Source organism: Desulfocurvibacter africanus subsp. africanus DSM 2603 (genome assembly GCF_000422545.1).
GTDB lineage: Bacteria > Desulfobacterota > Desulfovibrionia > Desulfovibrionales > Desulfovibrionaceae > Desulfocurvibacter > Desulfocurvibacter africanus.
The window spans coordinates 107,640-126,739 of the sequence record NZ_AULZ01000014.1; the positions used below are offsets into that span (position 1 = coordinate 107,640).

The following is a 19,100-nucleotide window of genomic DNA, read 5'->3' on the forward strand; positions in this document are numbered from 1 at the left end:
CCACCTGCGTCCATGATCTCTCCTCAGTTGTTGCCTCCCGTTTCGCCGCCTGCAGGCTGGGCTTCCTGGCGCGAAGTCATGGATGTGGCTTTGCGCCAGGCGCACGAAGCAGGGAGCATGGGCGAAGTGCCCGTGGGCGCGGCCCTGCTTTCGGCTGAAGGAGAGCTGCTGGCCCAGGCGCACAACGCGCCTCTGAGCCTGAACGATCCCACGGCCCATGCCGAGATGCTCTGCCTGCGCCAGGGCGCGAGCACGCTCGGCAACTACCGCCTGACCGGCTGCATCCTGGCCGTGACCCTGGAGCCGTGCATCATGTGCCTGGGCGCCCTGGTCCACGCGCGAATCGCCGGGCTGGTCATCGGCGCCCGCGATCCCAAGGCCGGCGCAGTGCTGTCGCGGCTCAAGGGGCTGCGCCTGCCCTTCCTCAACCACCAGTTCTGGGTTCTGGAGGGCATCATGGCCGAGGAATGCGGCACGCTCCTGTCGAGCTTTTTCCTGCGCAGGCGAAAGGCACGCCAAGACCTGCTTTCCCCTTGACCTCGTTACGCATCGTGGGTAATTAACCTGTCCTCCTACCAACGCGGAGAGGTAGCGAAGTGGCCGTAACGCGCCCGACTCGAAATCGGGTTACGGGTTAATAGCCTGTACGTGGGTTCAAATCCCACCCTCTCCGCCACATTGCTTATCAAAGGGTCAGACTCGTCTGACCCTTTTTCATTTCAACAGGTTCCAGCTTCCCAACTTTTACACTAATAGAGAATAGTGGAGTTGCCCCTGAGTAGCTTCCTTGAGAGGTGGCTCCAGCTATTGTCTCTTGAATCCTTCGACCACCCATAAGGTTATTTTTCTGAGGCCAAGAAGGGATATGTAAGTTCCAGCTGTGGTTAGGCAGAACACCAACAAACAAGCTATTATGTATTGAGCAACCAGAGAGGGTTTGAAGTCGCCCTTAGTTGATAGTGACAATAGAAACGCTTTTTGCGAATATTTTGACAAACTCAGATTAGTGTAGCGCTTGGCAAATATATACCAAGCTTGTTCCTCTGTAAGGAAGTCGAAAATGTGAGGGAGCCGCACTTTATAGGGATTGACCAGATTAAGATCTTCATAAATATATGCATTGTGCGGCCTATCATAGCTAATGTCACTGTTGTCTAAGAACGTCGGCACTTGGTTATTTGTAACAGCCTCCTCGTAGTCCTTATGGATCTCAGACTCATGCTCTCTGCAAAAGTGAATTATATCATCTAGTCCAGTTTTGTACTCTCTTTTTAGTTCACTATCGAGTTCCTTTTGTAGTGAGGCTTGGATGGCTTCTTGTATCTCATATTCCTCGGTATAGAACGATGGTGCGTTTTGGACGGCAAGGACTGAACCGACAACGAACCAACAGATGGATAAGATGAGGAAAAGACGCTGCCATCCGTTCAGCCTAGATAGAATACTCATACGGCACCTCAAGTCGTCCTATTATGCCGACAGCGATATACGATTTGGTTTCCGTGTCAACGTCGCGGAATTCCGAGGGAGGAAGGTGGGTGGAATCGGATGCCTTGGTCTAAAAATATGAGCGGTATACTCGGCGGATTTTATAGCTTCTCCTGTGGGAAACCATAAAGCCGAAAGGCTGCTGACTAGGTTTGTTAGAGGTTCCTAGCCACCGCTGAATCTAGTTCTTTAGCCTGCCTACGTTTACATGAATCATCTCCTCAATCCCATTTAAGATAGAGCTAGATTCGTAATTAGTAGAAATGCAGGTAAGTTCTCCAGTGTCCCCATGGTTTCCAAACTGACTTATCGTATAACTCCGTCCACTAACCTTATGGTAGCCGCCACGCATACTAATATAAGTATCAATGACAAGAAGATACGTTGACGCAACGCTAACATTTGTCAATTCTGAAGCAATTGGATTTACTTTAATTGTCGAAGTTATTTTTAGAGCTGTTCGCTGTTGATACTTAGACTTCCTTCTGCCCTCACCTTTCTCATACTCTGCATAATTAGCGACAGCCGGAATAGACTTCTGTGAATACAAAGACGTTCTCCTAAAAAACGGCAAACCACTCCTCCGATTGACAGTGTAAGTATTGCTGCCACAGTCAACAAAACCACTTGGATCCTCAGTTTGCTGTTCAATTCTAATGACGCTAGAGTCCTTGTCTATTCGCATCTGGTTTAATGGCAATTGACCAAGATGTTCTACTAAAGAATGCCACACTATATTCATCGGATATGGATATTGACGCTCTATTTCCGTCCGGCTCTGCTGCTGCACTGGTTTGACATACTCGAAATCAGTCTTGAGTCGCGCGCAAGCCGGAAAGGTTAATATCGTAAGAACTAGCAAACACGAATATTTTCCGAGCATGACAAGCCTCCATCAGGTCGCATTCAAAACGCCTTCTCGATACCCCTTTAGCATCAGAAAATCTAGATACCAATGTAACCGGCATGCGCCTGCGATACTCTTCCAATTTCGATTGATAGGATGTTGACTGCGCTTATCACCAATCGGTTCCATGCCTAAACCAGCGACCGGTAGTTGCACAGAGATATATCCGCAGACCCTATACAAAAGCCGGAAACTAATCTTGTGCTTGGACCTAATTTCAGGATGAACTACACCACCCTCACCACCACTCAATTCCAACCATCATAAATTAATACCCAAACATGTAAGCTTCTGCCTTGCTTCTAATGGTGCATTTTCACTAGTGCCTTCTGCCCAACCTGCCCCCTCCATCTCCCTCCAAGCCCGCTCAACAGACTCCAAGAATCCACCCCTCCAGCCGAGCTTGCGCCTGCTCGGAAGTAGTGAGCGGCGGCGTGAAGTAATATTCAAGCAGCCCGGCTTCATCCCGTTCCTTTAGCCATCGTGCGACACAGTACGCATCGAAAAGGTCCGGATTGGCAGCCTTGCTGAACTCGGCCGGCGCAACCTGCTCGTATCTGCGCTTATAGATAGCCGGGTACGCCTCGCAAATGACATGGCTTCCCGCTGGAACGCTCCAGCCATCGAAAGGCCAGAAGTGCGTCTTGATCCCCTGTCGCCTCAACCCCTGCCGCAGTCTGTACAGCTGGGCTAGGCCCGCCCTGGTGGCGGGCCCGACCTGCCCTTGCCCTCCGAACCAGAGCACGCTTTTGGCGGAAACGGTCCACATCTCGGCAAGGCGAAGAGGATAACTTGGGCCAACCAACTGCCCTGCTCCGTGCAAGGCAGGCCGTTCACTTTCATTGTGCAAGCGGAATATGTGCTCCAACAGGTCGTCCCAGCAGTCGATATTTTGCTGTTGAAGATAGCTGAGTGGATAGGAGAAGCCGTGGTCGAGCCCGATGATGACTGGCCCTTCTGCCGTGGCAAGCCGATCGGTGATCCACTCGGAGACAGCTTGCCTGCTCCAGTGGCGACCGGCTGGCGACCTTGCATTCTCGCATGCATCAGCCATGTGCTTCCAACAGCAGCATTGGATATTGGCCTGCCCTTGGTCATCTCTGCCAGCACCGGAATAATCGATGCCGATATACTGTGAAAAGCTCACTGCGCTCATCGCTGGACACTCGCATCTATTTGCAGGCTATTAGCTGTTTTGGACGGCATACACCCCCGTGACCCGAAGGTCATCTTTCGCGTACACAGGTTTGAACGGACAGGCCCAAACTCCGCAAGTCCCTGGAGCCCTGCAGGCTGACCGGGGCAGCCCTGGTCATTGCCAAGCTTGACCGGCTCTTTCGCGATGCCCACTTCCTTCTTGGCCTACAGAAATCCCAAGTGCGCTTCGTATGCGCAGATATGCCCCAGGCGAACGAGTTGACTGTTGGCATCATGGCCCTGGTTGCAGAGGAGGAACGCAAGGCCATCTCCAAGCGCACCAAGGAAGCGCTGGCTGCGGCCAAGGCTCGTGGTGTAAGGCTAGGGTGTCCGAACGGGGCGCAGCATTTGCGGAAGTACGTTAATGCCGCTGGTGTCGAGATTCAGGGGCTGACACGTGCAAATGCCATAGCCCCGGAATTGAATCGCCAGCGGATTGCAACGCCTCGCGGCGGTAAATGGTACGCGGCATCTGTATCCAGATTGCTGCAACGTCTTTGACGTGGAGTATCAGTCTTTTCAAAAGAAAAGGTATCGTATCATGGGCAAACGCTCTGCCTTGATTGTGGATGATGATGCCAACCTGTCCACAACGTTTACATTCCTCCTTGATGAGCGGGGATATACAACTTTGACCGCGAATCAAGGCAGGCTGGGCATTGAGGCATATGACTCCAGCTTGCCTGACGTAGTCTTTCTTGATCTCAAGCTACCTGACATGAGCGGCCTCGAAGTGCTGGAGGAATTAGGCAAACGAAGCCACAAGGCCAGCATTGTGATGATAACCGGCCATGCTTCGGTGGATACGGCTGTCTCGGCAATCCGAAAGGGGGCGTTCGATTATCTGGTCAAGCCGTTCTCGGCAGCCCAGGTGGAGCACGTCCTGGACATGATCGAGAGGTTTCGCAGCCTGGAAACCGAAGTGAAAAGCTTGCGATCGGAGCTGAACGGCATAGTGCATCAGGGTGCGTTCCTGACCAGGAACGCACAGGTGAAGAAGGTCTTGCAGATTGCAAGACAGGTAGCGGAAACCAAGGCCAGCATTCTCATCACTGGCGAGAGCGGCACGGGCAAGGGGTTACTGGCACGGCTTGTCCATGACTGGAGTCCTCGCTCTGAGCAGCCATTCGTCACGGTTGACTGCACCGCTCTCCAGGAGAGCCTACTCGAAAGCGATCTTTTCGGCCATGTTAAAGGAGCTTTCACTGGAGCCGTGCGTGACAAGCCAGGCAAGGTCGAGTCCGCCGATGAAGGCACGCTTTTCCTCGACGAGGTGGGGGAGCTGTCGCCAAGCCTGCAGGCCAAGCTGCTGCGTTTCCTCCAGTCCAGAGAGTTTGAGCGAGTCGGTGACACGAAGGTGCGCACGGTGGATGCGCGTGTGATCGCAGCAACCAACCGGAACCTGGAGGAGATGGTACACGAGGGCCTATTCAGGCAGGATTTGTATTTCCGCCTCAATGTGGTTGAGCTGTCCATGCCGCCTCTTCGGCAACGTCTGGACGACATTCCTGTGCTTGCGGACCATTTTCTTGATCATTTTCGAAATATGCATGGAAGAGATGTGAGAGGTTTCGCTCCAAGTGTAATAAGCCAACTGACCCGCTATCCATGGCCGGGCAATGTCCGGGAATTGGCTAACGTCATCGAGAGGGCTGTAGCCATGGCTTCGGGGCCGCAACTCACACCTGAAGACTTTCCCGAAGGAGTTCGCCGTCCCAAACCAATTGCCGGTATCCCCCCGACCCTTGAGGAACTGGAGCGCGAGCACATCAGCTCGGTACTCGTGCAGACTGCAACCATGGATGAAGCCGCGCGCATACTCGGGATCGATCCCGCCACGCTGTGGCGCAAGCGCAGGAAGTATGGCCTTGGGTAATCGTGCAGAATGCAAGGTGGTTTTCGTGCATTATGCAATGAGTCGGGCTGACTCCCCTGGGTTATCTTGATTTAAGTATTTTAAATATAAAAATATTTCTTCTGGGCACACTTCCTGCCTATAAAGGCAGGAGGTTACCCGATGTCTCCCGTAGCACCCCCAAAATACCTGCTCTACCATGAAGGTGAAGTGCCCCCGACTGCCGGTCAGAGCTTGGAAGTCGTCACGAGTCCTGCCACATACCTGCATGAAGCCAGGGAGAAGGACGTCGCGGCAGTGTTCATATCCTTCCACGGCCTGGGACAAGAGAAGAGAGATCTCGCCATCGAGCTATGCAGGATATTGGACAGCCTGGAGAAAGATAGGAAGCCATTGATCTATGTGCTTCTCACAAGCCCCAATCGGGACATCCTGCAAGCGCTTTCAGGGGCTGGCGTTACGGGGGTTCTTTACTGTGACCCTATACAGCTTGCCTTGCACGCGCTCCATCCTCAAAACATGACTGCGGCCTTGAAGTGTTCCCGAAGTCCCGAACAGGAGTTGGCCTCGATTTGCCCACACCTGCTCGCCGAACTTGCGGGAGATGGCCAGGACATCCACTTCTGCCGGGCGTACCGGAGCATCATGGTCGTCAACAAGACGAGAATCCGCTCCTTTTGCGTGGACCGGTACTCGCACTGCCAGCAATATAAAAATCCGGTATTCTCCCAAGATGAGTAGGCTACCCCATGGCTGAACTTTTTGGGTTGCGTTCGTTCCGGGTGCGAATCCTCCTGGGTTATGGCGCGGCCATCGTCATTATCGCCATCGTCTTCGGGTGGTCCGTGACGAACGTGCGAACGCTCGGGCTGGCGTCTGAGTCCATACTCAAAGAAAATTACAAGTCCATCCTCGCCGCCGAGAACATGATCAACGACCTGGAGCGCCAGGACAGCCTGCTCCTTTACGAACTCCTCGGCATCAACCCGGCAACTTCCGAAGCCTTTCGCGCGATGGAGAGCGATTTCCTGCAATGGCTCGGCAAGGCCAAGGACAACATCACCATCGAGAGTGAGGTCGCACTGCTTGAGAAGCTTGAAGCAGGATACCTAGCCTTTCTGGGCAATGCACATGGCTTTTACCAGAAGCCTACGGCCGAGAGAGCCACCTTCTACCAGACGGAAGTCCAGCCGTTGTTCTTTGCCGTCAGACAGTCCTGTGTCGATCTGCGGGAGCTGAATCAGGAGGCCATGGTCCAGGCCAGCGCCCAGGCGCAACAGCTTGCCTCCAAGGCGGTACTGCGCATGGTCGCCGCGGGAGCGGCGGTAACGGTGATCGGGCTTGTGCTCAGCATCTTCCTGGCCCGCCGTCTGGCTAGTCCGGTTGAGCGCATGCGCGAGGCTGCCAAGCGTATCGCCGATGGCGACTATGGTGTGCAGGTGCCGGTCTCGGGACAAGATGAACTCGCGCAACTCGCGGGCCAGTTCAATTCCATGGCCAAGCGGCTTGAGCAGTATCACGCCATGAACATCGGGAAAATCCTCGCGGAGAAGCACAAGACCGAGGCGATCCTGCAGAGTGTGGATGATGGCATTGTAGTCGTTGACCCGGAGTTCTCGATCATGAGCATCAACCTCATGGCCGGGAGTATCTTCAATGTGAGTCCAGAAGAGGTCAGCGGCAAGCACGTGCTTGAGGCGATCAGAGATGAGCGGCTCTCCAAGTTGATCAAGCAGGCCATCGAAACTGGCCAACAGCCTGAACTTGATGAGCAGGAAAGCACGCTGTCCGTGTCTCGCGGGGAGAAGCAGGTATACTATTCCTTTTCGGTTGTCCCGGTGCACATCGGCCATGGCCCGGTCATTGCCGCAGTTCTGTTGTTGCGAGACGTTACCCGCCTGCGCGAATTGGACCGGCTCAAGTCGGAGTTCGTAATGACGGCCTCTCATGAGCTGCGCACGCCACTTACCAGCATCGGCATGAGCATCGATCTGCTCAAGGACAAGGCCGGGAGCAAGCTCAGCGATCGAGAGCGTCAGCTTCTCACCGTGGCCCAGGAAGATGTGCAACGCCTTAAGGCGCTCGTGAACGAGTTGTTGGACCTCTCGAAGATAGAGGCCGGAAAGCTGGAGATCGACTTCGAGCGCGTCCCCTTGCCGCTCATCTGCGAGAAGACCGCCAAGATCATGGCCACCCAGGCGGAACAGGCTGGTGTGGAACTGGCTTTCAGTTGCGATGAGGGGTTGCCTGAAGTCAGGGTTGACCCGAACAAAATCACCTGGGTGCTGGTGAACCTCGTGGGCAACGCCCTGCGTCATACGCCCGAAAATGGGCATGTGCGGGTTGCCGCCAAGCAAGCGGGCCGATTCGCGCACGTGTCCGTCAGTGATGACGGAGAGGGCATTCCACTGGAATTTCAGACCAAGATCTTCGATAAGTTCGTGCAGGTGAAGTCTCGGAGGACCAGCAGTGGGACAGGCCTGGGGCTGGCCATCTGCAAGGAGATCGTTCGCGCTCACGGTGGGACGATCTGGGTGGAGTCCACTCCGGGAGAGGGGACAACCTTCACCTTCACTGTCCCGATCGCGGAATGAGCCGCAAAGGAGGAGAAGACATGCCCGATAGCCAGGACCGCATTCTTGTTGTCGATGACGAGAAGAATATCCGCATCACCCTCTCCCAGGCACTGGAGGACCTGGCTGAAGTGGACACGGCGGTGAACGGCGAAGAGGCCCTGGAAAAAATCGGCCGGCAAGCCTATCAGGTGGTGCTGCTCGACCTAAGGATGCCGGGCATGGACGGAATGGAGGTGCTCCGGCGCATTGCCGAGCAACGCCCGGAGATCAAGTTCGTGATTATCACGGCACATGGCACGGTGGACAATGCTGTCGAAGCCATGAAGCTCGGCGCGCTGGACTACCTGCAAAAGCCGTTCACCCCATCCGAGGTCCGAGAAGTCGTCACGCGCATCCTGAATCGTGAAGCGCTCGACGAGCACCAGCATGCGGAGTTCGACCATCTGGTTGAACTGGCCCTCAGATCGATCACGGAGCGCCGTTTCGAGGCTGCCATGGAACTGCTGCACAAGTCGGTCGCCATACAGCATGACAGCCCGGAAGTCTTCAATCTCATCGGAGCCATTCACGAACTTCAGGGTGAGCGCGAGGAGGCGCTCAAGAACTACCGGAACGCCTACTGGCTGGCGCCATCCTATGCCCCTTCGCGTGACAACTTCGAGCGACTCAGCGGCATACCCAGTTCGAGCGGAACAATCGATCTGGGCGACAGGCAAAGGAAGTAGCCATGGATCTATTGGGTATGCTCTCGAAAAAGAGTTTCGTGGTAATCGTCGGGTGCGGCAGGCTCGGCTCGCACATCGCGAATACTCTCTCCAAGGAGGGGCATAGCGTGGTCGTGGTTGATCTGCGCCAAAAGTCCTTCCAGGAGCTATCGGGCGACTTCAGCGGTTTTTCCATACCAGGCGACGCCACGGAGTTCGATACCTTGCGCCAGGCCAAGCTGGACAAGGCCGACGTGCTCATCGCGGCCACCGAGAGCGATACGGTGAATATGCTGGTAGCTCAGGTCGCAGCCAAGATATTCAAGGTCAGTAAGGTATTGGCCAGGGTATTTGACAAAGATCGGCAGGACCTCTGCACCCGCCTTGGCATTGCCACCGTCTGCCCCTCCACGGTCGTAGGCACCATTTTTCTCAATTCTCTTTTTGGCATCCAGCGGGAGATGTAGATGGCTTCACTGCGGATCATGCTCGTGGGAGGTGGCAAGCCGGTCTACTTCCTGGCGCGTTCGTTCATATCCAAGGGTCATGGCGTGACCATCGTAAACAGTGACCAGGAAGAATGCGCCTGGCTGGCCCGTAAGCTCAAGGCTCTGGTGGTGCATGGCGACGCAACTCAGCCCCGCCTGCTCGCGGATGCGGGTGTCCAGGACGTGGACGTCATCCTGGCTGCCACCCTGCGGGATGAGGACAATCTAGCCATATGCCAGAGCGCGGCCAAGCAGTTCGGCGTCCGGCGCACCCTGGCCCTCGTGAACGATCCCGAGTTGGAGGCGGTTTTCCATGATCTCGGAGTGACCGATGCCTTCTCCATGACGCAGGTTCTCACCGGGCTTATCGAGCGCAGGGTCGAAACCGAAGGAGTGCTCAACCTGCTTCCCTTGGGCGGCGGCAAGGTCAACCTCACTGAAATCGTCCTCGACGAGGACGCTCCCGTAGTAGGCAAGACCCTCATGGATGTGCGCATGCCGGAAGACAGTCTCGTAGCCTGCATCTTCCGCGAGGGGAATCCGCTCGTGCCCCGAGGCTCGACCATGCTCTTGGCCAGGGACCGGCTCGTGATCTTGTCCCTGCCCGAAAACTACGGGCAGATTCTGCGCATGCTCACCGGGGAGAAGGGGTAAGGACATGGGCTACCTTCCCGGTCCAGCTCTTCGTCTGAGGACCATGTTTTCCTATGCCGGCTTAATTTGGACGCTGGTGGGGCTGCTCATGCTCGCCTCGCTGGCCGTCCTGCCGTTCGCTGACGGGGAGGCCGCTTGGTCTTGGGCATTTCTGTATCCAGCCTCGGCACTCCTTCTCGGAGGACTGACGACCTGGCGCGTGGCCCGACCTCGCACGTACGTGACTCTAACTCTACAGGACGGCGGCGTGGTCGTCCTGCTCGGTTGGATTGTCTGCTGTCTGGCGGCTACATGGCCCTTCCTGTCCATCCTGGACCTGACTTTCACGCAGGCGCTCTTTGAGACGGTCAGCGGGTTCACCACGACAGGATTGTCCGTGGTCGATGTCACCACCGCTCCCAAGGTTGTCCTCTTGTGGCGCAGCCTTATGCAACTAGCGGGCGGCGCTGGCTTGGCCATCATCATGCTGGCGGCCATCGCCGGCCCAGCCGGGACCAGCCTCTCTGGAGCCGAGGGGCGCAGCGATCAACTTGCGCCCCATGTGCGTTCGTCCGCGACTCTGGTGCTGGTCATCTATTCCGCATATGCCCTCGCGGGCAGCCTCGCCTACCGCATCGCGGGCATGGAGTGGTTCGATGCCGTGAACCACGCCTTCGCGGCCATTTCAACAGGTGGTTTTTCCACCCGGCCGGAATCCATCGGCTACTGGAATTCGTCCGAGATTGAACTGGTCACCGTTGTGCTCATGATTCTTGGAAACCTTAACTTCGTGACCGCCTACCTCCTGCTCACGGGCAAATGGCGATCCGTCTTAAAGAATGGCGAGCTGCGCTTTAGCCTTCTCCTCTTTCTTGCCGCCGCAGGCCTGCTCTTTTGGTTCGTTACCCATCACGGCTACACCGGGCTGGGCAAGCAGGTGCGCGTGGCTCTGTTCGAAGCGGTTACCGCAGCCACGACAACGGGTTTCTCCACCGTGGGCTACACCGGATGGCCGGCCATCGGTTGGCTGGTCATGCTGCTGCTCATGCTCGTGGGCGGAGGCACCGGTTCGACCGCCGGCGGGATCAAGCAGTATCGGGTGTACCTGCTGATCAAATCCGTGTGGTGGGAAATCAAGCGCGCGCTGCTGCCGCGTGGGAGTGTGCCCGCCGAGTCGATCTGGATGGGCGAGCGACCGAAGTTCATTGATGACTCCGACCTGCGCAGGGCGACATGCTTTGTGACACTCTACCTGGTGTGCTTCACTTTGGGCGTCGGCATTATGGTCGCGTACGGCTATCCACTGCGGGAGAGCCTCTTCGAGTATGCTTCAAGCATCGGGACAGTAGGACTGTCCATCGGCATCACCTCGGCGGATGCTCCCCCGGCGGTGCTGTGGACCCAAATCATGGGCATGTTTCTGGGCAGGCTCGAATTCTTCATCGTGTTCATCGCTGCATTGCATGCAGGCAGGATCGTTCTCCCCATCATATCGAGGAGGAAACGACCTGCTCGATCGTAGTGGCCGATTCCAGCCTCGCCCTGCCTGCTTGCCCCACGTACAAACGATGGGTACACCGAGGCATCCACCAGAGAGGATGGACCTGAGAGCTGGCAAGGATTCCGGGGCCTTGATACCCCGCAACACCCGATTCCCACCCTCTCCGCCATAAGTCATCTAAGGGTCAGTATTCACTGGCCCTTTTTTATTTCAACAGGTTCCAGCTTCCAAACTGTTATACCACTGTGTTTAGCGCGGCACCTGATTTTGGCACCTGCGACAGCCAACTTTGACACCCCGTTGATCTACTTCAGTCCCCCCCTTTTGGCCTTGTCTTATGGCCTAGCGTCCACTGGATTTGATACGGTTTCGTGGAGAAGATTGTTCTTGGGCAGAAAGCGCAAGGGCAAATAGCTCTCGAATAAGAGCCACCAACAAAACCCTCGGGCATCCTCCGAGGGGCCTCGCCCTTGCTCACTTGCCATCGGGGCCGAGTCCATACATGGCTCTAAGAACTGGCAGTCGCCGACCGATCTCTACGCGCATGAAGGATGGCCGCACCCGCTTGGCCAACAAGCCAAGCACGCCTGCCCATGATCTTCGTGAGGCTGGGAGAGGAAGTGGAAGTCCTGCGACTCTTCAACGACAAGGACTACGCCCAGGCGCTTCTGGGCAGCTAAAGCATCTTGCACAAAACAGGACAGGCCCCTGCCCTGTCCTCTCAGCATGGGGAAGCGAGAGCCCCTTAGAGCAGATTGCTTTTAAGACGCCCGCTCCGGCGTTGACGGCGCAAGTGAATTGCGCCTACGCCGAAGCTAGCGGCAAGCCATGCCGACGCATGGCTTGCAGAGCATTTTCAAAAGCAAAATGCTCTAGAAGGATGATCGAACTCGGGATCGCACGATGCCCTGTGGATTTGCAGTTTCTGGAAGGCTACAACTCTAGCCTCTGCCGCCGCTCCCGGCTGTGCGCCGGATCTTTATGGCGGAGTTGCGTTTGTACACACTGACCTGCTTCCAGGCGAAGACAAGCAGGGAGCAGGCCAGGACGACGCCCGCCTCCACGATCCAGCGCAACAACCCCTTGCCGGCAAGCCCCCAATTACCATACGCAGCCCCCATGCCTACAAGACAGGCCGAGGGTACCAGGGCCAGCGCGATCATGACCCCGGCTGTCAGCACGGACCTGTGGATTACCACGAGAACAGCCCCGGCAATGCTTGCGGTGATTGTTACCCACAGGGAGGGGCCGGAGATAGAGGTCCAATACGTGATGAGCACTCCGGCGGGTAGGTACGAGGAATGCTCATACGGCGTATCGATGCCTGTCAGGCGGAGGCCCAGCGAAGTCACGGCCGCGCCGAGGACCAGGGCCGCATAGCCCATGGCCGTGTGTGGCAGGCCCAGCCTCCATGATCCACCTCTATTGACGATGCCCATGGCGATGCGCGTGATCGGCTCGAAGCCGGGCGCGATGAGCATGGCCCCAACTACGATGTGCAAGGCATTCGTTAGTATGCCCACGGCGGCGATCACCCCGGATATGGCCATGATCAGGAGTGAGTTCACTGTCATGTTGCTCTCGCGGGCCAGGGACATTTCCATTTCTTCCCAGGATGCCTCGGTCCTGCCGCGCGGTATTTCCTCCTCCCACTCTTTGGAGACAAGTCCCATAGGCTGGCTTGTGAGCCAGGATCCGCCCGCCTCCTGTCCGATTCCGTGCCGGTCGAGCAGGCGCATGAGCTCGTGCAACGCCTGAGTCGTGACCTGCACGGTGATGACATCCCCAGGCGGCTGGACGGATATGCCGCGCTCCACCTTCAGGCCGATAACGCTTAGGCTCCCTTGGATGTCCCGCACAATTTCATCGCTCTTGCCAGCGGACGCCGTTATCTCGACCACGCGTATCATGCTCGCCTCCCGTGCGGGTGTTACCTCTGCCACAGCTGTTTGCCCATTTGAAAAGGCGACATGCACGCGGCGGAGAATCCAAACAGGATAGCCCATCCCTCCGAGTGTCGCGAGAAGGAAGACGAAACGCCCAGTCCTGGGAAATGTTCGGGAACGTTCTCACAGAGCTGAGGGCAATAGGGCTATGGGACTCGCGCATCGATCCCCTTCCAAACCCCTATTGGAGTCCCCGGCCTGTCAGTTCCTTCGATTATTAAGGATTCAAATAATCACAGAGCTACACGGATGCGGCCTGTATTCTGAAATACGGGCCATAGTTAGCTCGTTGCTCACCTCCACTAGTTTGCCCGGTTGCCGTTTTGGTGGCCGGGCATTCTACATCCTTAGGGAGTCGCAGTATCCTTGAAATCACTGCACTCGAATGTTCCCAATCCCGTCCTCGGCCACGGTCGGATGATGCGGTATCGCATCCCTGCTGTGGTTCTAACTTTGCTCACTTGGTGGCCTTTCTTGCACCGGCCTTCCCAGACTTTCTCAATAAAATAAACTTGGATCCAGATATCTGGCTCAAAGTAACATTTGTGGCATTGGGGTATGGGCATGGTAGCTGGTTAGCGCGTGAGGACCATGTAGGCAATGAGAAGGTCGGGCCTAAGGTCGAAGTGATCACCTATGATATTAACGCTCCCTGCCGTAATTATCAGGATTGATCCCGCTTATGGGACCAAAGCGGCATACAGCGTCTGACGACTGATGCCGTACTCCTGGGCCAATCCCTTCTTCGTCTCGCCTTTTGCGACCCTCGCCTTGATCTCCTCGACTTGGACTGGAGTGAGAGCCTTGGCTCGTCCCATCTGCTTCCCGGACTTCTGAGCGGCCCTGATGCCCTCTCGCTGCCTCTCTTTGATGATCGCCCGCTCGAACTCAGCAACCGCGCCGATGATCTGGAGCAGGAGCGGTGGCATCAAAGTCGTAGCGCATACCTTATGACAGTTGAATGCCCCCCACGGGGGGAAACGATATGGAATTGAGTTCATATCCCCGTTTCACATTTTTCCCCCAAATGATGGGTTGATATCCTTTAGGCGATCCTTGCCGTTGCCATTGCAGGTTTGAGGCATTATCGAAGCCCTTCAAGTCTAAAAGCACTTCTAAAATCATATCAGGCTGAATATAACCGGTAGCCACGATTCGACCTTTCGAGGTCTATCGACTTGGAGGAACCGGACTGGACTGGCAATCATCATGGGCAAACAGGACATCGTAAGCGGGCGGCTAACTGCGTTGGGACTCCTATTGTCAGCGTCTCGCATGCCGATGTTCCGAATGGGAACACCAAGCTGATGATAGAAAAAGTTGCTCAAAGCGGTTGGGGTTCATAGGTGTCGAGGCGCTTATACTTGGGTTCCCAAGCAACCGAATCTCAACGAAGGAGAGGATAGGCAAGAATCAGCTTATGCATACTTCGGACGTAGGCACACATAAAGCAAACGGTACAGGGCGTCTCCTGAGACGCACCGGCTTTGCAGCCATTGTTGCGGCAGGCATCTTCGGGATGTACCTGACGATATCCTACAGCTTTAATCTATTCCACAGCTTAGTGGAGTTCTTCAGCATTGCCATCGGTGTTAGCATATTCCTGATACTCTGGAATACTCGCGACCATACGAAATCCAGCTACTTCAGAATCGTTGGCGTCGCATTCCTGTCCATCAGTTTCGTCGATCTCCTCCATACACTTGCCTACAAGGGCATGGGCGTGTTCATCGGTTATGACGCCAACCTACCAACTCAACTCTGGATCGTTGCACGCTACATTCAGGGCGTTTCCTTGCTCTTCGCGCCCTTTGTGGTCCATTGGCGTCTACGGTTCGTCCCGACGCTCGCGGTTTTCGCGGCCCTGACAGGCGGCCTGCTCCTCTCGGTCTTCACGGGATGGTTCCCTGACTGCTATGTGGAAGGATTTGGCCAGACCCGTTTCAAGATAGTCAGCGAGTACGTCATCTCGCTCATACTGCTCGCCTCGATGGGAGCGCACTACGTTCACCGAGACCGTTTCCCTGTCGAAGTGTTTAGGTATCTAATAGCAGCGGTTTTCCTCTCGATCGCCTCGGAGCTGGCCTTCACCACATACGTAAGCGTTTTTGGCATGGCTAACGCCCTCGGTCACTTCCTCAAAATTGGCGCGTTCTTTTTTATCTACAAGGCCTTTATAGCCACAAATCTGCAGCGACCGTTCGAGTTTCTGCTCCGTGAGCAGCGTATGCGAGAGGACGCCCTGCGCGAGCGCGAGGAGTTGTTGCGACTCTTCGTGGAACATGCACCGGCAGCGATTGCCATGTTCGGTAAAGATATGCGCTATCATGCCGTGAGCCGCCGCTGGTTCCAAGACTACAATCTTGAAGGGTGTGAGCTTATAGGGCACAGCCACTACGATATTCTTCCCGAGATTCCCGAGCACTGGAAGATAATCCACCGGCAAGGCCTTGCTGGAGAGGTGCTCCGCTCTGATGAGGATTCATTTCAGCGGGCAAACGGCTCACTCCAGTGGCTCCGCTGGGAGGTCCGGCCTTGGCACACTGCCGCAGGCGAGATCGGTGGCATAATCATGTTCACCGAGGATATCAGTGAGCGCAAACGTGCTGAGGCAGAGCTGCATCAGGCCAAAAGGGAGGCCGAGGCCGCCAACCGTGCCAAATCCGAGTTCCTGGCAAGCATGTCCCATGAAATTCGCACGCCCATGAACGGCGTCATCGGTATGGCCGAGCTGGCGCTCATGGTCAGCAAGGAGCCGCGCACCAGGGAGTACCTGGGCCTGATCAAGAAGTCGGGCGCGCAGCTTCTGGAGATCATAGGCGACATCCTCGACCTGTCCAAGATCGAGGCCGGCAAGGTCGAGTTGGAGGAGTCTCCTTTCGACCTGCGCGAGGACTTGGAGTTGGTCCTTTCGACCCTCCGTGTGAGCGCACGCGACAAGGGCCTGCGCTTCGTGCATGCCATCGACCCCGACGTCCCCGCTCGCCTGGTCGGCGACTCGGTGCGCCTGCGCCAGGTGCTCACAAACCTAATCGGTAACGCGATCAAGTACACACCCAGGGGCATGATCTCCCTGTCCGTGCGCTTGACCGATGAAGCAGCTTGCAGGCCAGGAGGCGTGCGGCTGCTCTTCCGCATTCGGGATATGGGTATCGGCATCCCAGAGGACAAGCTCCGAAGCGTCTTTGACAGTTTCACGCGTGCAGTCGGTCACGACCAAGCCAAGTACGGCGGCACGGGTCTTGGGCTGACCATCAGCAAGCGCCTCGTGGAACTCATGGGTGGACGCATCTGGGTTGAGAGCGAGCAGGGCGAGGGCAGCACGTTCTTCTTCACCGCTGAGTTCGGGGTACCGGTCGAGCAGGCAGTGCCGGTCGAGAAGCCGGAGCCGACTTCAGCGCGTGTGCAGGCCCTCAAGATTCTCGTCGCCGAGGACAATGAGATCAACCGCCTTTTGGCCGTTGACCTGCTCAAGGCCAAGGGCCACGAGGTCAAGGTCGTGGAGGACGGCCAGCAGGCTCTGGATGCGCTCAAAGCCGAGTCCTTCGATCTCGTGCTCATGGACGCCCAGATGCCGGTCATGGACGGTACGGAGGCCACCCGGCGCATCCGGGCGGGCGAAGCGGGTGATCCGACAATCCCCATCGTGGCGCTCACGGCCTACGCACTAAAGGGTGATAGGGAGAAGCTCTTGGCTTCGGGCATGGACGACTACCTGTCCAAGCCAATCGACATGGGGGAGCTTGACCGCGTTCTGGCTTGGATCGATCAGGCACGAGAAAGCGGATAAGGCTCACTCGTTACATGGTTGGCGGCGATGATCCGCTCTCAGGGAGGCTCCGTGGCCCTTTCCAGGCTTCTGAGGCTAGGCCCAGGAGCCGCTGGAGCGCGAAAAGCGGCTACACCCAGCCAGACGCGCAGAAACGGCCAGAATGCATTCTGCGTCCTAGAGGCTGTTATGAACTGGCTTTCTAGCGGCTGGAATCACAACAGAATCAAACTTGCGATCTGTAAAGGTTTCTTACAGAATTTCGGCCACTTACATGAGGGTTCATAACACGCTCTAAAAACGTCGCAATAACTGGTTATATTTAATCAAGTCTCCTCAACTTGCCATGCAGGCAAGTTTCGTATCTTGTCTGTGCTTGAGATCATAAGCGCACAGATTATTACAATGGAACGAAAGCGCAAACCAGATTTACGTTGACTCCATATCCAGCCAAATCAAGAACAACTTGTAACCCAAGGACAAGATCACAGCGCCTACGAACAGTCCGATGATACCGGTGAGCATCATACCCCCGATAGCCCCCATCAGAATGACAAGCATGGGGATTTCCACCCCGCGCCCGAAAAGCAAAGGCTTGAGCACGTTGTCCAGCAGCCCAACGGTTATGCACCATACCGTTAAGACAGTTGCTGCGGTAGGCGGCATGATGCTGTAGCCATATATGCATACGGGAATTAAAACCAAGAGCACTGGAATTTGGATGATGGCCAGAAGAAGCACCAGAAAGGCCCATAGTCCTGCCGCGGGTATGGAGGCGACGAAGAGACCCATGCCCGCCAGCAAGGACTGGATTATGGCTACTCCCACCACGCCCAAGGCCACGCTGCGAACCGTATCCCGCGAGATGGCCACGTATTCCTCATGGCGTCTGCCGATAAGGCGGGCAAATAAGCGGTCCACGAAGAGTTTTCCCGCCTCGGCCTTGTACATGACCACGCCGGCGATAATGAGCGACAAGCAAAATTTCAGCAGGCTGAAGCCGAGGCCCATGACGGTGGTAAGCAGCCACCTCCCCATGACTCTGATTTGCGGCGCGAATCGTACCAGAACGGCCTGCAGGTTATCTGCGGCCAAGCTCCATATTTCATGCAATTTATTGCCGATCACTGGCCAGCTCAGCACTTTCCCGGGGGGCGCGGGAACGGTCAGAGCGCCTGCGCTGACATGTTCGTAGAGCGTCACGGCGCTTCGCGTCATCGAGTCGAGCAGAATGAATGCCGGCAACAGCAGCAAGCTTAGGAAGAACAGCGTAATAAGCGTCGCCGAGAGCCCCGCCCGACCGTTAAGAGCTATCGTGAGCCTGGCATGAAGCGGATATACGGCCACCGCGATGACAATGCCCCAGGCCAAGAGCGGAATGAAAGGCTGCATGAGGAGGAAACACCATGAGGCCAGCAAGAACAGGAGGCCGATCCTGATGGCCGCCTCCAAGAGCTGCATCACATATTCATGCCGTCCCTCGCTGCCTGTCGCTGGTTCGGACATATGCCGCTCCTAGCGGATGTGAGTGTCCTATTCACATTACTTTATATCAACTTGCTTCCTATCTCCAATAGTCGAGTCGCACAAAGCAACATCAGCCAATTTATTATAAGCCAGAAATGCGTTAAAGACGCAGAGGCGCGAGTTTGAACGATTATTGAGGACGGACGCGGAGATTATTATACACTAACGCGGGCTGAGCTTAAGACTTTTCAATCTCAGAGAATAACTTTTTTAGAGCAGATTGCTTTTAAGACGCCCGCTCCGGCGTTGACGGCGCAAGTGAATTGCGCCTGCGCCTACGCGCGGCGGCAAGCCATGCCGACGCATGGCTTGCAGAGCATTTTCAAAAGCAAAAGGCTCTAAAACGAAACTCCCGTCATGATTCCTTGTTCGGACCATGACGGGAGTTCTGTAATTTCGACAACAATGGCTATGCCAGGCGGGGCCTTATCCTACTTCTTTTTCCCGCCGCCCAGCAGACCGCCCAGACCTTCCTCAATGGCTTTGCCCACGTCATTGCCACTGCTTTT

General features: G+C 56.0%; 16 protein-coding genes, 1 tRNA gene and 1 pseudogene. 12 read left to right on the plus strand and 6 right to left on the minus strand.

Annotated elements, in window-relative coordinates; all coding sequences use genetic code 11:
- Positions 1–12: 12 nt before the first annotated feature.
- Positions 13–537 carry a tRNA adenosine(34) deaminase TadA gene (gene tadA / locus H585_RS0111055; protein ID WP_027367859.1) on the plus strand — a complete coding sequence of 175 codons (525 nt, stop codon included), beginning with the start codon at positions 13–15 and terminating at the stop codon, positions 535–537.
- 45 nt (positions 538–582) lie between these two features.
- Positions 583–676 (plus strand) — tRNA-Ser (locus tag H585_RS0111060).
- Positions 677–804: 128 nt separating this feature from the next.
- On the opposite strand, the gene H585_RS0111065 is transcribed toward H585_RS0111060, so the two are convergent.
- The 3 genes from H585_RS0111065 to H585_RS0111070 form a co-directional block, all read right to left on the minus strand.
- The gene (locus H585_RS0111065; protein WP_027367860.1) at positions 805–1,449 is read right to left on the minus strand and encodes a hypothetical protein; all 645 of its coding nucleotides are present in this window, start codon (positions 1,447–1,449) and stop codon (positions 805–807) included.
- A 220-nt stretch (positions 1,450–1,669) separates the two neighbouring features.
- The gene (locus H585_RS23050; protein WP_138708179.1) at positions 1,670–2,371 is read right to left on the minus strand and encodes a hypothetical protein; all 702 of its coding nucleotides are present in this window, start codon (positions 2,369–2,371) and stop codon (positions 1,670–1,672) included.
- Between the two features lie 391 nt (positions 2,372–2,762).
- On the minus strand, positions 2,763–3,551 hold the full coding sequence (locus H585_RS0111070) for a hypothetical protein (protein ID WP_138708180.1): 789 nt from the start codon (positions 3,549–3,551) through the stop codon (positions 2,763–2,765).
- A gap of 110 nt (positions 3,552–3,661) precedes the next feature.
- On the opposite strand from H585_RS0111070, the pseudogene H585_RS21335 reads away from it, so the two are divergent.
- The 9 genes and pseudogenes from H585_RS21335 to H585_RS23835 form a co-directional block, all read left to right on the plus strand.
- Positions 3,662–4,093 (plus strand): annotated as a pseudogene (locus H585_RS21335) (recombinase family protein); the annotation flags it as partial.
- A gap of 40 nt (positions 4,094–4,133) precedes the next feature.
- Positions 4,134–5,468 carry a sigma-54-dependent transcriptional regulator gene (locus H585_RS0111080; protein ID WP_027367862.1) on the plus strand — a complete coding sequence of 445 codons (1,335 nt, stop codon included), beginning with the start codon at positions 4,134–4,136 and terminating at the stop codon, positions 5,466–5,468.
- Positions 5,469–5,609: 141 nt separating this feature from the next.
- On the plus strand, positions 5,610–6,188 hold the full coding sequence (locus H585_RS0111085) for a hypothetical protein (RefSeq protein WP_027367863.1): 579 nt from the start codon (positions 5,610–5,612) through the stop codon (positions 6,186–6,188).
- 8 nt (positions 6,189–6,196) lie between these two features.
- On the plus strand, positions 6,197–8,041 hold the full coding sequence (locus H585_RS0111090; RefSeq protein ID WP_027367864.1) for a sensor histidine kinase: 1,845 nt from the start codon (positions 6,197–6,199) through the stop codon (positions 8,039–8,041).
- Positions 8,042–8,061: 20 nt separating this feature from the next.
- Positions 8,062–8,748, plus strand: a complete 687-nt coding sequence (locus H585_RS0111095; RefSeq protein WP_027367865.1) for a sigma-54-dependent transcriptional regulator — start codon at positions 8,062–8,064, stop codon at positions 8,746–8,748.
- A gap of 2 nt (positions 8,749–8,750) precedes the next feature.
- Positions 8,751–9,194, plus strand: a complete 444-nt coding sequence (locus tag H585_RS0111100) for a potassium channel family protein (protein ID WP_014261118.1) — start codon at positions 8,751–8,753, stop codon at positions 9,192–9,194.
- Positions 9,195–9,869, plus strand: a complete 675-nt coding sequence (locus H585_RS0111105; protein WP_027367866.1) for a potassium channel family protein — start codon at positions 9,195–9,197, stop codon at positions 9,867–9,869. It abuts the gene before it with no gap.
- Between the two features lie 4 nt (positions 9,870–9,873).
- The gene (locus H585_RS0111110; protein WP_027367867.1) at positions 9,874–11,370 is read left to right on the plus strand and encodes a TrkH family potassium uptake protein; all 1,497 of its coding nucleotides are present in this window, start codon (positions 9,874–9,876) and stop codon (positions 11,368–11,370) included.
- Positions 11,371–11,900: 530 nt separating this feature from the next.
- Positions 11,901–12,029, plus strand: a complete 129-nt coding sequence (locus H585_RS23835) for a hypothetical protein (protein WP_274532705.1) — start codon at positions 11,901–11,903, stop codon at positions 12,027–12,029.
- A gap of 261 nt (positions 12,030–12,290) precedes the next feature.
- Here H585_RS23835 and H585_RS0111120 read toward each other — a convergent pair whose 3' ends face one another.
- Together H585_RS0111120 and H585_RS21340 are read right to left on the minus strand one after the other, a co-directional pair.
- The gene (locus tag H585_RS0111120) at positions 12,291–13,259 is read right to left on the minus strand and encodes a DUF389 domain-containing protein (protein WP_027367868.1); all 969 of its coding nucleotides are present in this window, start codon (positions 13,257–13,259) and stop codon (positions 12,291–12,293) included.
- A gap of 716 nt (positions 13,260–13,975) precedes the next feature.
- Complete coding sequence (locus H585_RS21340) at positions 13,976–14,224, minus strand: recombinase family protein (RefSeq protein ID WP_051183089.1); 249 nt, start codon at positions 14,222–14,224, stop codon at positions 13,976–13,978.
- Positions 14,225–14,814: 590 nt separating this feature from the next.
- On the opposite strand from H585_RS21340, the gene H585_RS21345 reads away from it, so the two are divergent.
- Positions 14,815–17,085, plus strand: coding sequence for an MASE3 domain-containing protein (locus H585_RS21345; RefSeq protein ID WP_051183090.1), 2,271 nt, complete (start codon positions 14,815–14,817; stop codon positions 17,083–17,085).
- A 408-nt stretch (positions 17,086–17,493) separates the two neighbouring features.
- Here H585_RS21345 and H585_RS0111135 read toward each other — a convergent pair whose 3' ends face one another.
- Positions 17,494–18,570 carry an AI-2E family transporter gene (locus tag H585_RS0111135; protein WP_027367869.1) on the minus strand — a complete coding sequence of 359 codons (1,077 nt, stop codon included), beginning with the start codon at positions 18,568–18,570 and terminating at the stop codon, positions 17,494–17,496.
- Between the last annotated feature and the right edge of the window lie 530 nt (positions 18,571–19,100).

Coding starts and splice junctions, on each gene's coding strand:
- tadA (WP_027367859.1), top strand. CDS start 13: ATGATCTCTCCTCAGTTGTTGCCTCCCGTTTCGCCGCCTGCAGGCTGG.
- H585_RS0111095 (WP_027367865.1), top strand. CDS start 8,062: ATGCCCGATAGCCAGGACCGCATTCTTGTTGTCGATGACGAGAAGAAT.
- H585_RS0111135 (WP_027367869.1), bottom strand. CDS start 18,570: ATGTCCGAACCAGCGACAGGCAGCGAGGGACGGCATGAATATGTGATG.
- H585_RS0111110 (WP_027367867.1), top strand. CDS start 9,874: ATGGGCTACCTTCCCGGTCCAGCTCTTCGTCTGAGGACCATGTTTTCC.
- H585_RS21345 (WP_051183090.1), top strand. CDS start 14,815: ATGTACCTGACGATATCCTACAGCTTTAATCTATTCCACAGCTTAGTG.
- H585_RS0111100 (WP_014261118.1), top strand. CDS start 8,751: ATGGATCTATTGGGTATGCTCTCGAAAAAGAGTTTCGTGGTAATCGTC.
- H585_RS0111070 (WP_138708180.1), bottom strand. CDS start 3,551: ATGAGCGCAGTGAGCTTTTCACAGTATATCGGCATCGATTATTCCGGT.
- H585_RS0111065 (WP_027367860.1), bottom strand. CDS start 1,449: ATGAGTATTCTATCTAGGCTGAACGGATGGCAGCGTCTTTTCCTCATC.
- H585_RS0111090 (WP_027367864.1), top strand. CDS start 6,197: ATGGCTGAACTTTTTGGGTTGCGTTCGTTCCGGGTGCGAATCCTCCTG.
- H585_RS0111105 (WP_027367866.1), top strand. CDS start 9,195: ATGGCTTCACTGCGGATCATGCTCGTGGGAGGTGGCAAGCCGGTCTAC.
- H585_RS23050 (WP_138708179.1), bottom strand. CDS start 2,371: ATGCTCGGAAAATATTCGTGTTTGCTAGTTCTTACGATATTAACCTTT.
- H585_RS0111085 (WP_027367863.1), top strand. CDS start 5,610: ATGTCTCCCGTAGCACCCCCAAAATACCTGCTCTACCATGAAGGTGAA.
- H585_RS0111080 (WP_027367862.1), top strand. CDS start 4,134: ATGGGCAAACGCTCTGCCTTGATTGTGGATGATGATGCCAACCTGTCC.
- H585_RS23835 (WP_274532705.1), top strand. CDS start 11,901: ATGGCCGCACCCGCTTGGCCAACAAGCCAAGCACGCCTGCCCATGATC.
- H585_RS21340 (WP_051183089.1), bottom strand. CDS start 14,224: ATGCCACCGCTCCTGCTCCAGATCATCGGCGCGGTTGCTGAGTTCGAG.
- H585_RS0111120 (WP_027367868.1), bottom strand. CDS start 13,259: ATGATACGCGTGGTCGAGATAACGGCGTCCGCTGGCAAGAGCGATGAA.